This is a genomic window from Algoriphagus ornithinivorans (genome assembly GCF_900115305.1).
Taxonomy (GTDB): domain Bacteria; phylum Bacteroidota; class Bacteroidia; order Cytophagales; family Cyclobacteriaceae; genus Algoriphagus; species Algoriphagus ornithinivorans.
This window is the reverse complement of the sequence record NZ_FOVW01000012.1, coordinates 1-21,249: the sequence shown is the minus strand read 5'-3', so window position 1 is coordinate 21,249 and position 21,249 is coordinate 1. Positions and strand designations below refer to the sequence as shown.

Here is a 21,249-nt window from a genome sequence, read left to right as displayed (position 1 = left end):
AAATAGTATGTTAAAAGGATTTTTCAGCGTACCGACTCCTGTCAATGAGCCGGTAAAATCATATGCTCCGGGAAGCCCAGAGCGAAAAGAGTTACAGGCAGCTTTGAAAGAAGCAAGGTCCAAGCAAGTGGACGTGCCTATGTATATCGGAAGTGAGGAGGTACGTACCGGAAAAACCAGACCCATGTCTCCTCCTCATGATCATCAGCATATTTTAGGACATTTTCACGAGGGAGACGCATCCCACGTCAAGCAAGCTATCAATGCAGCTTTGGGAGCCAAAGAAGCTTGGGAAAACCTGGCTTGGGAACAAAGAGCAGCTATTTTCTTGAAAGCTGCAGATTTATTGGCCGGACCATATCGTGCTAAAATCAATGCTGCTACGATGTTGGGTCAATCCAAAAATGCCATGCAAGCAGAGATCGACTCAGCTTGTGAATTCATCGACTTTTTGAGGTTCAATGTGAAATACATGACCGAAATTTATGCTCAACAGCCGCCTGTGTCCGGAAACGGAGTATGGAATAGAGTAGAGCAACGGCCGCTTGAAGGTTTCGTTTTTGCCTTGACTCCTTTCAATTTTACAGCGATTGCAGGGAACCTTCCAACATCCGCAGCGATGATGGGCAACACCATCGTTTGGAAGCCTGCCTACACGCAAATATATTCTGCTCAGGTTTTGATGGAAGTTTTCAAGGAAGCGGGAGTACCGGATGGGGTGATCAATTTGATTTATGTGGATGGACCTACTGCTGGAGAAATCATTTTCAAGCATCCTGATTTCGCCGGAATACACTTTACTGGTTCTACAGGGGTTTTCCAGCACATTTGGAAAACTATCGGCGAAAACATTCAGCTTTATAAATCCTATCCAAGAATTGTTGGTGAAACAGGTGGAAAAGACTTTGTATTAGCCCATAAATCTGCTGATGCGAAGGCTGTTGCAGTAGGGTTGGTTAGAGGTGCTTTTGAGTATCAAGGGCAGAAATGTTCAGCTGCTTCAAGAGCCTATATTCCATCCAATCTTTGGGAAGATGTGAAAAAGTACATGCTGGAAGATTTGGCCAGCCTGAAAATGGGTGGAACAGAAGACTTCACAAACTTTATCAATGCAGTCATTGACGAAAAGTCATTTGATAAAATCGCTAAGTATATAGATAATGCAAAGGCTGCGGAAGGGGTGGAAATCATTGCTGGCGGAAAATATGATAAGTCTAAAGGTTACTTCATAGAACCGACTGTAATCTTAACGCAGGATCCGATGTATACCACCATGTGTGAAGAGATTTTCGGACCGGTGTTATCCATTTATGTTTACAATGCAGAGCATTTCGAAACTGTTTTGGAATTGGTAGATCAAACCTCGCCTTATGCCTTGACGGGAGCTGTTTTCTCTCAGGATAGATATGCGATTGAGTTGGCAAGTACCAAGCTGAGAAATGCAGCCGGAAACTTCTACATCAATGACAAGCCAACCGGCGCTGTAGTTGGTCAGCAACCATTTGGTGGAGCTAGAGCATCAGGAACCAATGATAAGGCAGGTTCCATGATAAACTTACTGCGCTGGGTATCTCCTCGCACGATTAAGGAAACATTCGTGTCTCCAACCGACTATCGATATCCGTTTTTGGGTAGCGACCTTTGAGGTTTCTAAAACCTCGAAGGTCTAATTGAGACAAATCAATCAAATTTCAAAAACCTTCGAAATCCCTAAGACCTTAAAGGTTTCAAAAGCCTCGATCCCGATAAAATCGGGATCGGGGCTTTTGTTTTTAAATATATTAAATTTAAATTAGTTTAATTATGTGATGCAAATAGAGATATGAAAAAAATAATTTTTATACTTTTTCTTTGGACTTTTATTTCCTGTGGACCTGAAAAGTCTACTCATGTATTTCAAGGAGATTTGGAAGATTTCGTTGTTGATAGTTTGAGTTTTGAGCGAAAAGAGGGAGTTGGATTTATGGGATTTCACAAAACGACCATTCGAAATGGGAAAGAATTGCTTTATACCAAATGGAATGAGACTTTTCAATTTTTTGATGTTCGATCAGGTAGAAGAGTTGATTTGCTAACTATTCCTACTGAGGGCCCTAAAGGGATCAAGGGAAGAGCTGAAGTTGGAGGATTTTTGGAAGATGATATGTTGTTGGTTACAAACTCAACGGGAAATACAAATATTTACTTCAGAGACACCTTGATGACTACCTTTAGACGTGAGATGGATTCATTTGCAAATGGAAGGTATATTTATCTCGGTGATGCTAGAAATTCTTTTCATTCACTTCCATCAGGAAACTTTGAGTTAACCTTCAACCCCTTTGAATTTATGGCATTTCGAGAGGGAAGAGATGGCTTAGATTTGAGTTTTACTTCCTGGATTGGTGAATTTGATAGAAATGGGAAGCTTGTTTGTGAGTCAGATTTTCTTGCTCCATACGATAAGAGTTTTGGAGAGTCTACTCAGGGTGGAAAGTTGGTTAGAATGGTGGAAGAAGGAGGATCTTGGGCGATGTTTCCTTATTCTGACTCATTATATCAAATCAAAAATTGTGAAGTAATTCAAAGACTAAAGCTTAACTCTCTTTCTTCCATTTATTATTTTCCTGAAAAATATGAAGGAAACAAAAATTCAGGAAGGTGGGTTAAGCCGGAGGATGGAGCTTCTAATCTATATCTGATCAAAGATGTTAGAACAGGTTTATTTATAAGATTTATCCATTTGAGAGAGAAAAGAAATGAAACCGACAAAGTTGATTTACATCAAAAGACGGTATCGAAGGAGGTTACCTATTTAATGCTTATTTATGATGAGGATTGGAAGCTTTTAGCAGAATTGGAACAGGTGTATTATCCTGGGACTAAATTTGAAAATTTGTTCAGCACTTCCGAAGGTCTTTTTATCAACAAACCCGAGCAAAAATCCGAAGACGAGTATGAGTTTTATAAAATAGATCTATCAAGGTTTAAAAATTAAATTCTACTTTATCTAGGAAACCAACCCTCATCTATTTTCTTAATGAAGACCTTCTAGAAACATGCTTGTATGGGGAGCGTAAAAAAAACCGCTAAGTCTCCCCAGCCGCACCCCTGACCTTTGAGGTTTTTAAAACCTCGAAGGTCTCACAAATACATTTGCTTTAACTTCATTATTTTTGAGTATAAACTCTTGTTCTAGGATTTCATATTTAAAATCTCACTATTTATGAGTGACCCATTTTTAGCTGGTGATTTTTTCCATATTTACTCCAGAACCAATGGAGAAGAGTTACTTTTTCGAAATGAGGAAAACTATAACTATTTTTTAAAGAAATATCAAGATCATTGCTCAGGTTATTTTTCAACATTAAGCTATTGTTTACTTCCAAATCATTTTCACTTTATGATCCAGGTAAAAGAAGATACAAAGCCAGAAGCTGCTCTTGGTTCATTTTCGAACTTTTTAAATAGCTATGCGAAATCCTATAACAAGCTTTATGATCGGCATGGTGGATTATTTCAAAGAAAATTTAAAAGGAAACGAGTCGGTCAAGAAAGCTATTTATCCCAGGTGATAATATATATTCATAAGAATCCTCAAAAGCATGGAATTGTGAAAGACTTTAAAAGTTGGAAGTTTTCATCTTTCAATGCCTTGATCTCACAAAAACCTACGAACATTGAAAGGGATTTTGTCCTAGATTGGTTTGGTGGATTAGAAGAATTTAAAAAAGTCCATGAATTGGAACAGGTGTTAGATTTGATAGAAGATCTTTCATTAGAATAAAAAATTTTCCTTTAGATATTTGAAGACTCCAATAACCTCGAAAGCCTCTATTATTAAATAAAAACCTTCGAGGTCTTGAAGACCTCAAAGGTTAATTAAGTATACATCGCCCCATTCACATGTAACACCTGTCCTGAAATATAAGTACTCATATCTGAGCCCAAGAAAACACAGGCATCCGCAATTTCTTCAGGCTTTCCGCCACGCTTCATAGGAATAGCATCTCTCCATCCTTGTACCGTTTTTTCATCTAATACATCTGTCATTTCAGTTTCTATAAATCCAGGAGCAATCGCATTGCATCTGATATTTCTAGAACCCAGCTCCAATGCAACTGACTTGGTAAAACCAATGATCCCCGCTTTGGAAGCTGCATAATTAGCCTGTCCTGCATTTCCTTTTAAACCAACCACAGAAGTCATATTGATAATAGATCCGGATTTGGCTTTCATCATGGTGCGGGTGGCAGCCTTGACAGTATTGAAGCAGGATTTTAAGTTGACATTCATGATTTCATCCCAAGATTCTTCAGTCATTCTCATCAACAAGTTATCACGAGTGATTCCCGCATTATTGATTAAAATGTCTAAAGTTCCGAATTCAGCGACAACTGCATTGACCAAATCTTCTGCTGCTTTGAAGTCAGAAGCATCGGATCTATACCCTTTTGCTTTGATGCCAAAGCCTGCCAATTCTGATTCTAAAGCCTGTCCTTTTTCAACAGAGGATAAAAATGTAAAAGCCACATTAGCGCCTTCTTGTGCAAATCTAATGGCAATTGCTCTTCCAATTCCTTTGGAAGCTCCGGTGATCAAAGCTGTTTTTCCTGAAAGTAAACCCATGAATAGTAAAATTTTGTTTTGTCAAAATTAGAAAAAAAGCTGTAAGAATCGTTTCTCCGGAAAGCGACAATTAAATTTTCGCTGATTTTCAAGGAATAAAACTGACAATTCTGATGATTTAAAAATTTTATAAATGTGAATAGGGTAAGAGCAGGATTTCATTTGGAAATCTGCTTTTGTATTCTAAAACAAGTCTTTTTAAACCTGTTTGATCCAAATAATCCAAATTTTTTTCTGAACCCAAAAGGCCTATTTTTGCATAGTTTCAAATCGTTATTAAACAAGTATATAAGATATGTCTTCGACCAAATTTGATTTAATTGTTTTGGGAAGCGGTCCAGGTGGTTACGTTGCCGCTATTAGAGCTTCTCAGTTAGGACTGAAAACTGCCATCATAGAGGCTGAAGAGTTGGGAGGGATTTGTTTGAACTGGGGCTGTATTCCTACCAAAGCTTTATTGAAAAGTGCACAGGTTTTTGAATACATCAATCACTCTTCTGATTACGGTATCACGGTAAAAGATGCAAAAGCTGATTTTGAAGGAATGGTCAAAAGAAGCCGAGGTGTGGCAGACGGAATGAGCAAGGGCGTACAGTTCCTGATGAAAAAAAACAAAATCGAAATTATCGCAGGTTGGGGAAAAATCCAGCCCGGTAAAAAGGTCGAAGTAGCAGATAGGGACGGAAAAAAGACAGTTTACTCTGCAGATAATATTATCATCGCAACTGGTGCAAGATCCAGAGAATTGCCTTCCATGAAAATTGATGACAAAAAAATCATCGGTTATAGAAAGGCTATGACTTTGGAAAAGCAGCCTAAGAAAATGGTGGTAGTTGGTTCAGGTGCTATCGGAGTGGAGTTTGCATATTTTTATAATTCCATCGGCACAGAAGTGACTATCGTTGAGTACATGGATAGAATTGTGCCTGTTGAAGATGTTGAAGTTTCCAAAGCATTGGAAAAAACCTACAAAAAAGCAGGAATGAAGATCATGACCTCTTCTGAAGTGACTGCTGTAGATACAAAAGGATCTGGCTGTAAAGTGACCGTAAAAACATCCAAAGGGGAAGAGACCTTAGAATGTGATGTAGTGCTTTCAGCAGCTGGTGTTGTTTCCAACTTGGAAAATTGTGGATTGGAAGATGTTGGAATTTTGGTGGAAAAAGGAAAAATCAAAGTAGATGAGTACTATAAAACCAATATGCCTGGTTACTATGCGATTGGAGATGTTGTTCCAGGACCGGCTTTGGCTCACGTTGCATCTGCTGAAGGAATTATCTGCGTTGAGAAAATTGCTGGACACCACCCAGAACCTTTGGATTACAATAATATCCCCGGATGTACCTACTGTTCTCCTGAGATTGCTTCAGTTGGCTATACTGAAGCAAAAGCAAAAGAAGCAGGTTATGAAGTAAGAATTGGTAAATTTCCTTTTTCAGCTTCTGGTAAAGCTTCTGCCGCTGGAGCTAAGGATGGATTTGTGAAATTGGTTTTTGACAAAAAATATGGAGAGTTACTAGGTGCCCATATGATCGGAGCCAATGTAACTGAAATGATTGCTGAAATCGTTGCTATTCGCAAATTAGAGACAACTGGTCACGAATTGATCAAAACTGTTCACCCTCACCCTACTATGTCTGAGGCAGTAATGGAAGCGGCAGCAGCTGCTTATGATGAAGTGATCCACTTGTAATGCGAAAAATATCTAGTATTTTGGCACCAGACTTAAACAAAAGTCTGGTGTTTTCTTTTTAACCAATTCAACCAACCGCGTTTCACTCTTGCAGGAAGAACAACTCATACAAGGGCTTAGGGCCCGAGATAAAAAAACGGTAGACTACTTATACGAAAAGTACTCCCGTGCGCTGCTGGGTGTTATTTTTCGAATTATATCTGATCAGGATATTGCAGAGGAAGTTTTTCACGATGCATTTATCAAAATCACTCGAAAAATTGACTCCTACGAAGAATCTAAAGGCCGCTTATATACCTGGATGGCCAATATTTGCAGGAATTCTGCCATTGATAAACTTCGATCTAAAGAAATTTCTCAATCCAGTAAGACCAATGGAATAGATGATTTCGTATATGGTCTTGAAAGTCAGTCAGGAACTGAGGAACATGTCGAAGGCATAGGAGTAAAAGAACTGATGAATGAGCTCAATGAGGATCAAAAATTTGTAATTGAGTATATTTATTTCAAAGGATACACCCATTCTGAAATCTCCGAAGAATTTGAGATCCCCCTCGGCACTGTTAAATCCAGAGTCCGGGCTGCGTTATTAGTATTAAAAAAGAACATAGACAGAATCTAGTGAACATTCAAGCATACATAGAATCAGGTAAATTGGAGCTCTTCTTATTAGGAGAGTTGTCTGATCGCGAGCGTGAAGAGGTTCTGGCCTTAGCTAAACAGCATCCCGAGATTCAGAAAGAGTTAGATGAGATCGAGGAAGCAATGTTAGCTTTTGACCAAGCAAGCGCTCCTATACCTTCTGCAGGGTTGAAAGAGAAAATTATGGCCGACCTTGAAAAGGACTTTGCTCCTGGAAAAGAGTTGAAGCCTACAGTTGCTCCGGAAGAGACCGGAAAGGTTGTGAAAATTTCTCCTTGGAAACCATTTGCAGTAGCGGCAAGCATTGTGGCAGTAATTGCCTCAGGTCTCGCAATATATTTTGCGAGTAAATTTTACGAGACAGAAGAACAGTTCCTTGCCTTAGTTCAGGAACAGGAAGTATTGGCTGATAATCTCAATCAAGTAAAGCTCCAGTACGAGGAAACCGATTCGAGACTTGATCGTCTGGTTGCAGGCGATTTTAAAAGAGTCGAGATGAAAGGTGAGGCATTTGAAATGCAAAAGGATGCTAAAGTTGATGTCTTTTGGGATCAAGGGCAGCAAGAAGTATTCATTGCAGTGAATAAACTTAATTCTCTGGGTGGAGAATATGATTATCAGCTTTGGGCTATAGGACCGGATGGTCCTGTGGGAATCGGTCTGGTCAATCCAGGAGAGCGATTTACCCTGCAGCAAATGCAAGCTGTAGCTGAAGCAGGAGCCTTCGCGATTACCATAGAACCTAAAGGTGGTTCGCAGTCCCCAACCTTAGAGAAGTTGGTGGTATTGGGTGAAGTCGCCTAATTGATTTAAAATTAAATTGAAGCCCGTTTTGAAAAGAACGGGCTTTTTTATTGTTTTTTCTGAACTTAGAGACTAGCAAATCATTTATTTACCCATGGAACTCCAACTTTCTACTCCGGCATTGCTTTTCTCGGCAATTACATTGCTGATGCTTGCTTTTACTAATCGATTTTTGGCCATAGCCAGTCTTATAAGGGGGCTTCACAAAAACTACATGAAGTCTCCTGACCAAGAGATAATAGTTGAGCAAATTCATAATCTGAGGAGAAGACTGACATTGATCAAAAACATGCAGCTTTTCGGAGTATTCAGCTTTTTATTATGCATCATTTGTATGTATTTGCTTTTCCAAGGCTATACCGTAGCCGCAAATTGGGTGTTTGTAGGTAGCATGGGAGCTTTGCTTGTTTCTTTGGGGCTATCTCTGATTGAAATTCAAATTTCTACCAAAGCTCTCAATTTGGAACTTTCAGATATGGAAGAGGTCTTCGAGAAGCGTATAAGCAGCTTGGATGTATTTTTCAGAAAAGAAAATAAAAAGAATGAATAAACTATTCCTGGCAGTAAGCTGGATACTGCTGTTTACCGCATGTGAAAATAAACCGGTTGAATCGGCTGTTGAAACTTCCGATCAGAGTGAAGTTCATCAAATTAAGCTGATCAATTTAGAAGAAACACGACAGTTTTATTCCTGGACTTCCGATCGGATTCCCTTGGTTTCTGCACATAGAGGAGGACCTTACCCAGGTTTTCCTGAAAATGCCATCGAAACTTTTGAAAATGTATTAAAGCACACTCCTGCAATAATCGAATTGGATGTGGCTATGACCAGAGATTCAGTCCTTGTTTTGATGCATGATGATGACTTGGATCGGACAACCAATGGAACCGGAAAAGTTAATGAGGTTACTTTTGAATACATCGAGGGATTATTCTTGGAGGATATGGATGGTAATTTGACTGAATTCAGAGTTCCTACCCTAGAAGAGGCTTTAATCTGGGCGAAAGGAAAAGCACCTTTGACAGTAGATATAAAACGTTCTGTTCCTTTTGAAAAAGTAATTGAAACGGTTAGAAAAACAGAGTCTGAAGCCTACGCTGCTTTGATTTCATATACTTTTCCAGCTGCCAAAAAACTTCATATGCTAGCCCCGGATTTAATGCTGTCAGTGACTATCCGAAATGAAAATGAAATCAAGCGCTTAGAAGAAACAGGTATACCTTGGAACCGAGTTATCGCTTTCACAGGGGTAACTGAAAGATCAAAAGAATTTAATCAGGCCCTTCACCAAAGAGGAGTTTTTACTATTCTCGGTGTGATAGGAAACCTGGATAGAAGAGCCGAGGCTCGAGGCGATGAAATCTATGCTTCATTTATTCAGAATGGGGCAGATATCTTAGCTACCGATAGACCCATAGAAGCAGCTCAAATTATCAAGAACCTAAGCCCAAGTAAAAGCTCAAAATCCCCCTATTTTACCCATGTTAATTGATTTAAGAAGCGACACAGTAACACGTCCTACTCCAGGAATGAAAGAAGCAATGTTTGCTGCCCCTGTAGGAGATGATGTCTTTGGAGAAGATCCAACAGTAAATGCTTTAGAAGAAAAAATAGCCAAACTATTCGGCATGGAAGCAGCGCTGTTCTGTCCGTCTGGAACCATGACAAATCAGATAGCGATTCGATTGCATACCCAGATTCAGACAGAGGTCATTTGCCACAAGTACTCACACATTTATTTATATGAAGGTGGAGGGATTATGGCTAATTCTTTGGCTTCCGTGAAATTACTTGAAGGAGACTTGGGAAAAATCACAGCGGCGCAAATCGCTGAATCCATCAATCCAGATGATGTGCATGCTCCTGAGACAACTTTGGTTTCCCTGGAAAATACGATGAATAAAGGAGGGGGAAGTATTTATACTCTGGATGAGGTCAAGCCAGTTCAAAATCTCTGTCAAGAAAAGGGGATTAAGCTTCATCTGGACGGCGCGAGACTTTTTAATGCATTGGTAGCCAGCGGTGAAAAAACTCAAGAATGGGGAGCTACTTTTGATACCATTTCTATCTGCCTTAGCAAAGGATTGGGTTGTCCGGTGGGTTCAGCTTTGGTTGGAAGCAAATCGGATATTAAACGAGCTAGAAAAGTCAGAAAAGCCTTTGGTGGAGGAATGCGCCAAGCCGGATTTTTGGCTGCGGCAGGAATTTATGCATTGGACCATCAAGTAGATAGGCTAAAAGAAGATCATTCTCGTGCAAAGTCTTTGGGAGAAATGCTGGGTGATTTGCCTGTAGTATCAGAAATTTTTCCCGTAGCGACCAATATTGTCATTGCTAGATTGGAAGGAACCACTCCCGAGGAATTTATGAAAAAGCTTTCCGATCAAAATATCAAATCAGTCAAATTTGGAAAAGATCTGGTTCGTTTTGTTACACATTTGGATTTCACAGACGATCAACTGGAGGAGTTTGGGAAAAGGATAAAAAAAGCAAAGTGAAGGCAGACTAGGATATTTTACTTCTTTAATAATTCATAAGGCCTGAAAAGGCCTTTTTTTATGTTATTTTCCCATTTCAAATTGAAAAAACACTCAATTTGAAACTTTATAATACTGTGAAAATTGATGTGTGAATCTTTATAGTTTCATACTTCTAATTTCTTGCTTCTGAAAAAATGAATTCTACTCCCTTAGCCGAACGCATGCGACCCACCAGATTGGATGATCTGATCGGTCAAGAGCATTTGTCCTCTCCCAAATCTTTTTTGTACAAGGCAATTAAGTCCGGGAATGTGCCTTCTTTGATTTTATGGGGACCTCCTGGGGTAGGAAAAACAACTATTGCCAATATCATCGCCAATGAGATCAAAGCTCCTTTTTATACCCTGTCGGCTATCAGTTCAGGTGTAAAAGACATTCGAGAAGTTATTGAAAAGGCAAAGTTTCAAATGGGGGTGGTTCTTTTTATCGATGAAATTCATCGCTTCAACAAGTCGCAACAGGATGCGCTTTTAGGGGCAGTGGAAAAAGGCATTATTCGACTGATTGGGGCAACTACTGAAAACCCATCTTTTGAGGTAAATGCTGCATTACTATCCAGATGCCAAGTATTTACCTTGAATTCCTTAGGAAAAGCAGAACTGGAGGCTATGATTCAGCAAGCTTTAGAACAAGATATCGAGCTCAAAAAAATAAAAGTAGAACTGAAAGAATCAGACGCTTTACTTCGAATTTCTGGGGGAGATGGACGAAAGCTTCTGAACCTTCTTGAAATAGTAGTTGATGGCATCAACGAGGATCCCTGCGTGATCACTGATGACAAAGTGATGCAGATTGCTCAGCAAAAAGTTGCGCTTTATGATAAGTCCGGTGAGCAGCATTATGATATCATTTCCGCTTTTATCAAATCCATCCGAGGCTCTGATCCCAATGCAGCCGTGTATTGGTTGGCAAGAATGATCGAAGGAGGGGAAGATGTCAAATTCATAGCACGCAGACTGGTGATTTTAGCTTCTGAGGATATCGGTAATGCTAATCCGAACGCCTTACTTTTGGCAACCAATTGCTTTGAAGCAGTCAAAATCATAGGTTATCCTGAGGCTCGGATCATTCTTTCTCAATGCGTGACCTATTTGGCAAGCTCGCCAAAGAGTAATGCCGCTTATATGGCGATCAATCAAGCTCAAAGCCTAGTTCGGGAAAAGGGGGACTTATCTGTACCACTTCACCTTAGAAATGCACCCACAAAATTGATGAAGGATTTGAATTATGGAAAAGCCTATAAATATTCCCATGATTTCCCGGGCAATTTTGTAAATCAGGAGTTCTTACCAGAAGAGATAAAAGGAATGAAGCTATATGATCCAGGTCAAAACGCCAGGGAGAATGAACTTAGAAGATACCTTCAGTCAAAGTGGGGCGAAAAATATGGCTATTGATAGGAAAATGGCTGTTTTTGATTTAAGATAATTTTTTCAACGAAAATTTTTTTATTCCAGCTATTTATGATTTTTTAAGGGCGAATTTGTGTTTAACGGCATATTTATCAACAATATTGAAAAATATTGTCCATTAGTGGACATGTTAAACAAATCCCAAGAGTTTACAGATTTAACTTTAGTAAGAAAACAAACCCTTAATTTTTACCATGAAAAAACTAACTGCTTTAGGCTTGGTAGTTGGACTGCTAGGCAGCCCAGTTTTAGCCCAAAACAAGATTGAGTTTAAGGAATTTACTTTGGATAATGGCTTGCACGTCATTATGCACAAAGATAATTCCACTCCAATCGTCAACACCTCAGTATTGTACCATGTTGGTTCGAAAAACGAACAGCCTGACCGAACAGGTTTTGCGCATTTCTTCGAGCATTTGATGTTTGAAGGAACAGAGAATATCGAAAGAGGGGAATATATGAATATCATCCAGGGAAGAGGGGGAACTTTGAATGCCTTCACCAGTAATGATATCACCTTCTACTATGAGACTGTTCCTTCAAACGAACTGGAATTGACTCTATATATGGAAAGTGAGCGGATGTTGCATTCCAAAGTAGATCAGGTAGGAGTAGAGACCCAGCGCGAGGTAGTTAAAGAAGAATATCGTCAGCGCTATGAGAATCAGCCTTATGGTACCATTCTTCCTGAGACCCTAAAACGAGCCTATTCTGTACACCCATACAGATGGGCGCCAATTGGATCTTTGGATGATTTGAATGCTGCGAAAATTGAAGAATTCCAGCAATTCTATAAGGACTTTTATGTGCCTAATAATGCCACTTTGACAATTGCAGGTGATATCGATTATGATCAGACTGAAAAGTGGGTTAGAAAGTATTTCGCCGAAATCCCAAGCAGCAATAAAGATATCTATAGACCAAAAGTCGCTGAACCTAAAAAGACTGCGGAGATTAGAGATGTTATCTATGACAATATTCAGATTCCTGCAGTAATTCAGGCATACAATCTTCCTCCTCAGACGCATCCGGATTCTTATGCTTTGAGCATGCTTTCAACTTACCTAACTGGTGGTAACTCTTCTTTGATGACCAAAGAACTGGTTGACAATCAACAAAAAGCTTTGGCGATAGCTGCTATTCCTTTGGAATTGGAAGATGGAGGTTTGTTCATCATGTATGGAATCACCAATATGGGAGTTGAGCCGCAAGCATTGGAGTCGGAAATCGATAAGTTGATTCAGCAGGTACAGCATGAAGGTATTTCAGATAGAGATTTTGAAAAACTGAAGAATATTATTGAGAACAACATCGTCAGCAGTAATTCCTCAGTATCAGGTATCGGACAAAATTTGGCAGAAGCCCATGTGATTTATGGAGATACAGATTATATCAATAAGACCATGGACTATTACAGTAAAGTGACGCAAGCGGATATCAAAAGAGTAGCTAATGAGTATCTTAATCTCAATGGAAGAGTGGTACTGTATTATTTGCCAAAACCAAAAGACGCCACTGAATAATTGTTTCAACTTTAAATCAACAATGAAATGAAAAAACTAATTGCAACATATATCTGCATTCTTTTGGCAAGCACCATTGGCTTTGCACAAGTAGATCGAAGTCAATTTCCAGAATCAGGACCTGCTCCTGAGATAAAAATTGCCGATGCAGAAACTTTCAAATTAGATAATGGTCTGAAAGTTTTTGTAGTAAAAAATGATAAACTACCTCGAGTAACTTTCAATCTTGTATTGGACCGAGATCCATTAATGGAAGGAGATAAAGCTGGTTTGACTGGTTTTGTCGGCCAAATGATGATGGCTGGAACAAAAAATAGAACAAAAGATCAGCTAGATGAAGAAATTGACTTCATTGGAGCCAGCCTTTCAGCAGGCTCAACTTCCATCTTTGCTTCTTCCTTGAAAAAGCATCAGGATAAAACCTTGGAGTTGATGACTGATGTTTTGTTTAATCCTGTGTTTCCGGAAGATGAATTGGAAAAGCAGAGAAAGCAAACATTGACTGGCCTTGCCACAAGTAAGGATAATCCAAATGCTATTTCTAGCAGATTAAGTTCTGCAATGGTTTATGGCAAAGATCATCCGTATGGAGAGGTAACGACTGAAGCAACCGTCAAAAATATTTCAGTCGAGGATGTTAAAGAGTATTACAATACTTTCTTCAAACCAAATATCGCTTACTTGGTGATTGTGGGTGATATGGAAAAATCAGAAGCACAAAAAGTGGTGAGAAAGTATTTTTCCAATTGGAAAGTTGGAAAAGTTCCATCATTTGAATACAAAATGCCAACAAGATCATCTGAGAATGTAGTGGGTTTGGTAGATAGAAGCTCTTCAGTTCAAACCGTAATCAATATTGCGCAACCAGTTCAATTGAAATTGGGGGATGAGGACTATATTCCAAGTAGGCTGTTGAATCAAATTTTAGGAGGCGGATCTTCTTCAAGACTATTTGTAAACCTTAGAGAGGATAAAGGCTATACCTATGGAGCTTATTCTTCCATTGGTTCTGATAAATTGGTTTCTCAAATCTCTGCCAATGCTTCTGTCAGAACTGAAGTGACGGATTCGGCAGTAGTTGAATTCCTACATGAGTTCAATAAGATTGTGGATGAGGGAGTGACTGAAGAGGAATTGGAGAAAGCAAAAGCAAACCTTTCCGGTTCTTTCGGTAGATCATTGGAAAGCCCTTCCACCATTGCAAACTTCGCACTTAACATCGAACGCTATAATCTACCTTCTGACTATTATAAAACATACTTGCAGAAGCTCAATGCGCTTACTGTTGCTGATATTAATGCTACTGCCAAAAAATTAATAGAGCCAGATAAACTCTATATCACTGCTGTAGGTAATGGTTCAGAGATAAAAGACAAACTAGCTCGTTTTGGGGAGGTGAAAATGTATGATAACATGGGCTTCCCGGCTAAGGAATTAACAGCAGATGCAGATATGACAGCAGAGATGGTGATGGAAAATTATCTTTCTGCAATTGGCGGGAAAGAAAATGCCAGAGCGATCAAAACAGCTTCTATTTCAATGGAAGCAGATGTGATGGGTAATAAATTGACTCTTCAGGCTGTTTATGATGCAGAGGGTGGTAAGTATGGACAAAAAACGCTCATCATGGGAAATGTGATGCAGAGCACAACTATCCTTGAAGACAGTGGATCTATCAGCGCCCAAGGCCAAACAATGGAATTGACAGGAGAGCAGTTTGAAATGGCAAAAATCAATTCTTACTTATTCCCAGAGGCTTGGTATCAAGAATTAGGTTACTCTATTGAATTGGATGGATTAAAAGATGTTGAGGGAACTCCTGCTTACAAAGTAATTATCAAATCTCCCTCAGGAGCTCAGTTGGTAAACTATTATTCAGCTGACAGCGGTTTGAAAATCAAAAATGAAAATCCTGCATCAGGAGATACTTTCTATTCAGAATATCAAGAAAAAGGAGGGGTTCTTTTCCCTATGGTTTGGACTATCAAATCACAGATGATTCCAGTTCCCCTAGAAGCAAAGATTACCTCTTTGGAGATAAACCCTGAATTGACAGCAGAAGACTTTCAATAAGAGTACTTCTCTTACAAAATTAGAAAAGCGGAGATTGTTCTCCGCTTTTTTTATTTTCTCCATTTTTGCATCAGTAATGTTTCTTCCATTTTTTTCACCTGAACTACAGGAAAGAAATTCCCACCCTCATCAAAAGACAATTGATGCTGTCCTCCGTTTAGCCTTTTTACTTTCAGAGTTATTTGTGAAGATTTGATTTTGCTTTCAATGATCTCATCGCCTACCATCAAATTAAAGTAGGCTGGACTTTCAGGATGGATCTTCTGAATCTTACCTTCCTTTAAAATGATTCCCAGTTGCTTGGTTAGGATTTCTTCATTTGGACTCTTTGTAATTTTCATGCCAAAGGGCAGAATTAACTGCTCCAACAACTTGAGAATATCCTCATTCCCTGCAATAAATTTTCTAAAAAAAGTTTGGCTGTCCCAATGACCTTCTCGCTTTTGGATCAGCTTCCAGAACGTCTGTAAATCATAACCGATATTAGGTTTACCGAATCGCTGCCAGGCCTCCTTCATGACTTCGGTTAAGGATGAACCCTGTTGAAGCAATTCCAAATCAATAGCAAATGCAACCAAACAGCCATTTGCATAAATGTTTTGTTTCCTATCGGGAATACCTTCTTGATAGCCGTCTAGCCATAATTCCAGAGATGAATCCAGTAAGTTTTTATTCCTCCAGCCAAAATTTGAACTTACTCGCCAAATTATTTTTTCAAGTTCTTTTAAATATTCATCCAGATTAAAAAAACCGGATTTTAGCAGATAAAGGTCACCCATATATGTGGTGATTCCTTCCAAGATCCATCCAGCTTCGCTGTAATTCTCCTTTGAAAAATCATAAGGCAATAATTCCTGTGGCCTTATTCGGCAAACATTCCATGCGTGATACATTTCATGACAACTCACCCCCATCAAATCCCCAAATTGTTCCGGGTTGGACAATTCCTGAGCTGGACCAAATGTGATGACTGTTCCTTTTTTATGCTCAACTCCATGAAAATGCTTATATGGCAATAGCTGAAAGATGAAGTGGTATTCTTTTTCTGGGAACTCTCCAAAATCAGCAATTAATTTATCTGTAAAGTTTTTGAAAGCTTGAAGTAATTCTGTTTTTGAAAATGCTATTTCTCCATTTATCCAGATATGAAATTGGGCATGATTGGACTCATATTCCCAATGTGTTAATTTTTCTGAAGTAAGAAAAGTGGAGTCTGCGAGTTCTTGAAAGCTATCTGCCAGAAATTGTCCACCTGATCTTTTGGATAAGGTGCAGACAAAATCCTTAAATCGTGAATCTTGTATTTCAATTGAATATGGAAAATCATCAGAGGATTTTACTTCGAAGCAACAATTGACGAAGTTGATATAAATCTGCTGATCGTCCACCCAGCAAGATCCCGCATCCATTTTTCCAGCATAATATTCATAGTTTAAAAAATATGTCTGAATTTCTTTGGCATCGAAAGCCCAACAGTCTTTACTATTCTTCCTAAGCTGTATTGGTTTTCCTTGTTGGTCAGAAAGACTGATTTTTCGAATATTTTGAGCGTAATTCGCAAATTGATAGCGTCCTGCGCGCCATGATGGCAGTTGTAATTGTACTTCGCCCGATTGGGATACAGGTATTTTAAGTTCAATTTCGAGGAACTGTGATAGTGGATTTGAGCTTTTAAATAGAAATTCGAACATGAATTAAGGTATTGACTTTCAACAATTGTAAAGGTACAGTTTGTATTTAAAAAAAGGCTGCATATCTTTGCAGTCCTTTTTGGAGGGTAAGCCGGAAGGCCAATTCCAAATAGACCATAAAGAAAGCAATCAGTTAAAGATATTCCATCATGAAAAGAACATTCCAGCCTTCTCGCAGAAAAAGAAAAAACAAGCACGGCTTTAGAGAAAGAATGTCCACTGCCAACGGTAGAAGAGTTCTTAAAGCCAGAAGAGCAAAAGGTAGAAAGAAACTATCTGTATCCTCTGAAAAGACCTTGAAGAAGTAATTCTTCAAGGTAGTTTTCGTATTTTTAATGCGAATCCTTACCTGATGATGAATTACAAACTTCCCAAGAGTGAAAGGCTTCATGCCCAAAAGTCTATTAAGGAACTTTTTAACGAAGGTTCCTCTTTTTTTTTATACCCTTTTAAAGTCTTGTATTTACCCAAAAAGCAGGAAGGGGAAACTATTCAGGTACTTTTTTCCGTTTCAAAAAAGAAAATCAAAAAGGCGGTTGATAGAAATTTGATTAAGAGAAGGATGAAAGAAGCCTACCGTCTTAACAAACATTCACTTACAATTTCAGAGTCAGGATTGCATATTGGTCTGATATATGTAGCTTCAGAGCCCATAGATTTTGCAACTATTTCCAAGAAAGTTGTGTCTATTTTACAACAAATTTCCACCCAAGTTTCCGAACATCATGAGTAATCAATTAAAGCGATATATGGTAATCATCCTTTGTGGAGGATTGCTTTTGACAGGATTTTTTGCATTCAAAGCGAAAAATGACAAGTTATTCGCTCTAGCCAAAAACATAGATATTTTCGCAACCTTAGTTCGAGAACTTGATTCCTATTATGTGGATGAGATCGATCCTGACGAATTGGTTTCAATTGGAATTAATGCCATGCTTGAGGAATTGGATCCTTACACTGAGTATGTTCCAGAAGAAGAATCTGCTGATTTCAGGATGTTAACAACAGGAGAATATGCAGGGATTGGTGCTTTGATTGGAGGAAGAGGTGAAGGGAATATTATTATAATGCCTTATACTGGTTTTCCTGCCCAATCTGCGGGGCTGAAAATCGCTGATCAGCTTTTGAAAGTGGACTCAGTTGATGTTTCAAAAAAGAATACCTCAGAAGTTTCTGATTTACTGAAAGGTCCTGCTAACACCCCTGTCAAAATAAAAGTCAAAAGAAATCTCGACACCTTGGAGTTTAACCTGGTCAGAAAGAAGATTTCCCTCAAGAACGTACCATATTATGGTAAGCTTGATGAAAAGACGGGTTATATCAAGTTGGGAGACTTTACTACCAATGCTTCCCTAGAAGTGAGAAATGCATTGATTGCTTTGAAAAGCCAAGGAGCTGAGAAGCTTGTGCTAGATCTAAGAGATAATCCAGGGGGTCTTTTGAGTGAGGCAGTGGAGATAGTCAACCTTTTTATTCCTAAGGGAAAAGAGGTCGTAAAGACTATAGGTAAGCTGGAAAATGTGAATTTTACCTACAAAACGACTAAAACTCCTCTAGATAAAGATATCCCACTAGTCGTACTCATCAATGAAAGAAGTGCTTCTGCCTCAGAAATTGTGGCAGGGGCTCTGCAGGATTATGATCGAGCCGTATTGATCGGTAGGAAGTCTTTCGGTAAAGGATTAGTACAAACCACTATTCCACTGACATATAATGCTCAAATGAAAGTTACCACCGCTAAATATTATATTCCAAGCGGCAGGTGTATTCAGGCAATAGATTATGCACAAACTAGAGAAAATGGTGAGGTATATTCCATTCCTGATTCTTTGAGAAAAGAGTTCAAGACTAAAAATGGAAGAATAGTTAGAGACGGAGCAGGAATTGAGCCTGATGAGATGATAGAATCTAAAACATATGCTCCTATCACTTATAGTCTGGTAGCGAGAAATCATGTTTTTGACTATGCCACTGAATATTTTTATAAGCATCCATCCATAGGTAAGCCTAGAGAGTTCAGCATAACGGATCAGGAATATCAGAATTTCATTAAGTGGCTTGAAGGCAAAGAGTATGATTACACAACTTACTTAGAAAAGTCTGTGTCGGATATGAAAAAGAATGCTGAAAAGGCGCCTTATTATAATGAGATCAAAGATCAAATTGAAGCTTTGGAAAAAAGGGTGAATCATAGTAAGGAGCAAGACTTGATCACTTATAAGGACGAGGTGAAAAAAGTAATTTCTGAAGAAATTGTATCCCGATATTATTTCCAGGAAGGAATGATCGAAGCCGGGCTTTTGAAGGATAAGGATGTGCTGAAAGCTTTGGAATTGATTAAGCAACCTTCTCAATTGGGCAAGATTTTGACTGCATCTGCAAAATAAATTACATGGCATATATTCTTTCTATAGAGACAGCTACGGACAAACTATCGATTGCTCTTCATCGATCAGGACAATTGCTTTCTATGAAAGAGCTCAACGAAAAAGGAGTTCATGCTGAAAAAATCATGGAGTTGATCGATGAGGTTTTAGACTCCGTAAAGCTTCAATCATCAGATTTAAACGCAGTTGCAGTTTCGGAGGGCCCCGGCTCCTACACTGGCTTGAGAATAGGAGTTTCTACTGCAAAAGGAATTGCTTTTGCTTTGAACCTGCCCCTAATTACTGTGAATACGCTTCAGGCTTTGGCTTATCAGGCTAAAGAAGAAAATGAAGACTTCCGTATTATCGCAATGCTTGACGCCAGGAGAATGGAAGTTTATAGCCAGGTTTTTTCAAATGAAGGAAGTGTGAAAAGAGCATTAGAGGCAGAGGTTTTGACAGAGGGTATCTATCAATCTTATTTGGATTTAGGAAAAGTTTGCTTCATAGGAGATGCTGTAGGAAAGGCTAGTCAAATTATTTTGCATGAAAATGCCGTTTTTTTAGAGAACCAAGTCAGTGCAGAATCTGTTGGTTGGATTGCATGGGAGAAGTATCAGAATAAGGAGTTCGCTGATTTAGCATACTTTGTTCCCAATTATCTGAAAGAATTTAAAGCGCTTCAATCCAAAAAAAATCCACTATTGCAATGAGTGAAATAGTCAATAGAGTTGCCCAAAGTGCCATTGTATCTTTAAACTTAGAAGAAAGTTATCCAAGAGAGGAACGACTTGAATTTGATTTGAAGCCTTTTTTATTTCAGGAATTGATTTTAAAAGAAAAGGACTTTAGAGCCTCCTTGAAGGAATTGGATTGGTCTGCTTATTCAGATAAATGGGTTGCGATTAATTGTTCTGCTGATGCGATTGTTCCTACTTGGGCATATATGTTAGTCGCTACTTATTTAGAAGGAGTTGCCAAAGGTTTTGTAGTAGGAAGTCTTTCTGAACTTGAAAATTTCATTACCGAAAAGTATTTGGAGAATTTGGATTTGGATATGTTTGACGACAGACCGGTTGTTGTCAAAGGCTGTAGTGATTTACCGATTCCTTTATATGCATACGGAAGATTAATTTCCTTGTTGAAGGCGAGGGCAAAATCAGTGATGTTTGGTGAACCATGCAGCACGGTGCCGCTTTATAAGAAGCCAAAACATTGATTTTTAATACTCTGGAAATTTTTTGAAAAAACTTGAGTTTTTTTGTGGTAAAAACTCTTGCGTAATCTCATAATCTGACCTATGTTTGCACTCCCAATTGAGGAAAAGCCTCGGGAAAAACAGAAATTTGAAAGGGTAGCAAAGAATTTTTTGAAAAAAATTCGAATCGGTTTTGAAACCAAAAATTAATCCCGATATTTGCACTCGCTTTTGGGGAAGCTGGTCCTCACAAGCTCTTGAAATGTCAAGAGAATAAGTTCTTTGAAGTGATGTAAGGCGAAAAAATAATAACCTGAGAAAGAAAGACAGGGAGGCTGGTATATATGCTTTATATATCAGTTGTGTATAGTTAGATAATTTACAATGGAGAGTTTGATCCTGGCTCAGGATGAACGCTAGCGGCAGGCCTAATACATGCAAGTCGAACGGTAGACATCTTTCGGGATGTTGAGAGTGGCGCACGGGTGCGTAACACGTATGCAACCTACCTTTTACAGGGGGATAGCCCGGAGAAATTCGGATTAATACCCCATGGCACTATTGATTGGCATCATGAGATAGTTAAAGATTTATCGGTAAGAGATGGGCATGCGTCTGATTAGCTAGTTGGCGGTGTAACGGACCACCAAGGCGACGATCAGTAGGGGTTCTGAGAGGAAGGTCCCCCACACTGGCAC

Annotated in this window: 19 protein-coding genes and 1 rRNA gene; 18 read left to right on the top strand and 2 right to left on the bottom strand. The window is 38.9% G+C overall.

Features of this window, described 5'->3' with window-relative positions; translation table 11 throughout:
- Positions 1-7: 7 nt before the first annotated feature.
- The 3 genes from pruA (at position 8) to BM073_RS16260 (ending at position 3,766) form a co-directional block, all read left to right on the top strand.
- Complete coding sequence (gene pruA / locus BM073_RS16270) at positions 8-1,645, top strand: L-glutamate gamma-semialdehyde dehydrogenase (RefSeq protein ID WP_091655401.1); 1,638 nt, start codon at positions 8-10, stop codon at positions 1,643-1,645.
- 177 nt (positions 1,646-1,822) lie between these two features.
- Positions 1,823-2,977, top strand: coding sequence for a hypothetical protein (locus BM073_RS16265; RefSeq protein WP_091655400.1), 1,155 nt, complete (start codon positions 1,823-1,825; stop codon positions 2,975-2,977).
- 228 nt (positions 2,978-3,205) lie between these two features.
- A complete protein-coding gene (locus BM073_RS16260) occupies positions 3,206-3,766 on the top strand; it encodes a transposase (RefSeq protein WP_091655399.1) in 561 nt (186 codons plus the stop codon).
- A gap of 95 nt (positions 3,767-3,861) precedes the next feature.
- Here the strand turns inward: BM073_RS16260 and fabG are convergent, their stop codons facing one another.
- Positions 3,862-4,608, bottom strand: a complete 747-nt coding sequence (fabG, locus tag BM073_RS16255; RefSeq protein WP_091655398.1) for a 3-oxoacyl-[acyl-carrier-protein] reductase — start codon at positions 4,606-4,608, stop codon at positions 3,862-3,864.
- A 295-nt stretch (positions 4,609-4,903) separates the two neighbouring features.
- Between fabG and lpdA the strand changes: the two genes are divergently transcribed.
- From lpdA to BM073_RS16210, 9 genes are all read left to right on the top strand, one after another.
- A complete protein-coding gene (gene lpdA, locus BM073_RS16250; protein WP_091655397.1) occupies positions 4,904-6,301 on the top strand; it encodes a dihydrolipoyl dehydrogenase in 1,398 nt (465 codons plus the stop codon).
- A gap of 88 nt (positions 6,302-6,389) precedes the next feature.
- The gene (locus BM073_RS16245) at positions 6,390-6,923 is read left to right on the top strand and encodes an RNA polymerase sigma factor (protein ID WP_091655396.1); all 534 of its coding nucleotides are present in this window, start codon (positions 6,390-6,392) and stop codon (positions 6,921-6,923) included.
- Complete coding sequence (locus tag BM073_RS16240) at positions 6,923-7,747, top strand: anti-sigma factor (RefSeq protein ID WP_091655395.1); 825 nt, start codon at positions 6,923-6,925, stop codon at positions 7,745-7,747. The genes BM073_RS16245 and BM073_RS16240 overlap by 1 nt, the downstream gene beginning before the upstream one ends.
- Before the next feature lie 94 nt (positions 7,748-7,841).
- Positions 7,842-8,297 (top strand): DUF2721 domain-containing protein, encoded by a 456-nt coding sequence (locus BM073_RS16235; RefSeq protein ID WP_091655394.1) that lies wholly within the window; start codon positions 7,842-7,844, stop codon positions 8,295-8,297.
- Complete coding sequence (locus BM073_RS16230) at positions 8,290-9,240, top strand: glycerophosphodiester phosphodiesterase family protein (RefSeq protein ID WP_091655515.1); 951 nt, start codon at positions 8,290-8,292, stop codon at positions 9,238-9,240. Before BM073_RS16235 ends, BM073_RS16230 begins: the two co-directional genes overlap by 8 nt.
- A complete protein-coding gene (locus tag BM073_RS16225; RefSeq protein WP_091655393.1) occupies positions 9,230-10,246 on the top strand; it encodes a threonine aldolase family protein in 1,017 nt (338 codons plus the stop codon). The genes BM073_RS16230 and BM073_RS16225 overlap by 11 nt, the downstream gene beginning before the upstream one ends.
- Positions 10,247-10,422: 176 nt before the next feature.
- Entirely contained in the window at positions 10,423-11,685 is a 1,263-nt protein-coding gene (locus tag BM073_RS16220) for a replication-associated recombination protein A (protein ID WP_091655392.1), read from the top strand.
- 209 nt (positions 11,686-11,894) lie between these two features.
- The gene (locus BM073_RS16215) at positions 11,895-13,223 is read left to right on the top strand and encodes a M16 family metallopeptidase (RefSeq protein ID WP_091655391.1); all 1,329 of its coding nucleotides are present in this window, start codon (positions 11,895-11,897) and stop codon (positions 13,221-13,223) included.
- A 27-nt stretch (positions 13,224-13,250) separates the two neighbouring features.
- The gene (locus BM073_RS16210) at positions 13,251-15,296 is read left to right on the top strand and encodes a M16 family metallopeptidase (RefSeq protein ID WP_091655390.1); all 2,046 of its coding nucleotides are present in this window, start codon (positions 13,251-13,253) and stop codon (positions 15,294-15,296) included.
- Between the two features lie 50 nt (positions 15,297-15,346).
- Here the strand turns inward: BM073_RS16210 and BM073_RS16205 are convergent, their stop codons facing one another.
- A complete protein-coding gene (locus BM073_RS16205) occupies positions 15,347-16,987 on the bottom strand; it encodes a M61 family metallopeptidase (protein ID WP_091655389.1) in 1,641 nt (546 codons plus the stop codon).
- Positions 16,988-17,136: 149 nt separating this feature from the next.
- Between BM073_RS16205 and rpmH the strand changes: the two genes are divergently transcribed.
- The 6 genes from rpmH to BM073_RS16175 form a co-directional block, all read left to right on the top strand.
- Positions 17,137-17,295 carry a 50S ribosomal protein L34 gene (gene rpmH, locus BM073_RS16200; RefSeq protein ID WP_073570883.1) on the top strand — a complete coding sequence of 53 codons (159 nt, stop codon included), beginning with the start codon at positions 17,137-17,139 and terminating at the stop codon, positions 17,293-17,295.
- Positions 17,296-17,339: 44 nt separating this feature from the next.
- Positions 17,340-17,720 carry a ribonuclease P protein component gene (gene rnpA / locus BM073_RS16195; RefSeq protein WP_317042675.1) on the top strand — a complete coding sequence of 127 codons (381 nt, stop codon included), beginning with the start codon at positions 17,340-17,342 and terminating at the stop codon, positions 17,718-17,720.
- On the top strand, positions 17,713-19,374 hold the full coding sequence (locus BM073_RS16190; RefSeq protein WP_091655388.1) for a S41 family peptidase: 1,662 nt from the start codon (positions 17,713-17,715) through the stop codon (positions 19,372-19,374). Before rnpA ends, BM073_RS16190 begins: the two co-directional genes overlap by 8 nt.
- A 5-nt stretch (positions 19,375-19,379) precedes the next feature.
- Positions 19,380-20,066: a tRNA (adenosine(37)-N6)-threonylcarbamoyltransferase complex dimerization subunit type 1 TsaB gene (tsaB, locus tag BM073_RS16185; RefSeq protein WP_091655387.1), complete on the top strand. Its 687-nt coding sequence runs from the start codon at positions 19,380-19,382 to the stop codon at positions 20,064-20,066.
- Positions 20,063-20,572, top strand: a complete 510-nt coding sequence (locus BM073_RS16180; RefSeq protein WP_091655386.1) for a DUF2480 family protein — start codon at positions 20,063-20,065, stop codon at positions 20,570-20,572. The genes tsaB and BM073_RS16180 overlap by 4 nt, the downstream gene beginning before the upstream one ends.
- Positions 20,573-20,932: 360 nt before the next feature.
- Positions 20,933-21,249 (top strand): 16S ribosomal RNA (locus BM073_RS16175); the annotation flags it as partial.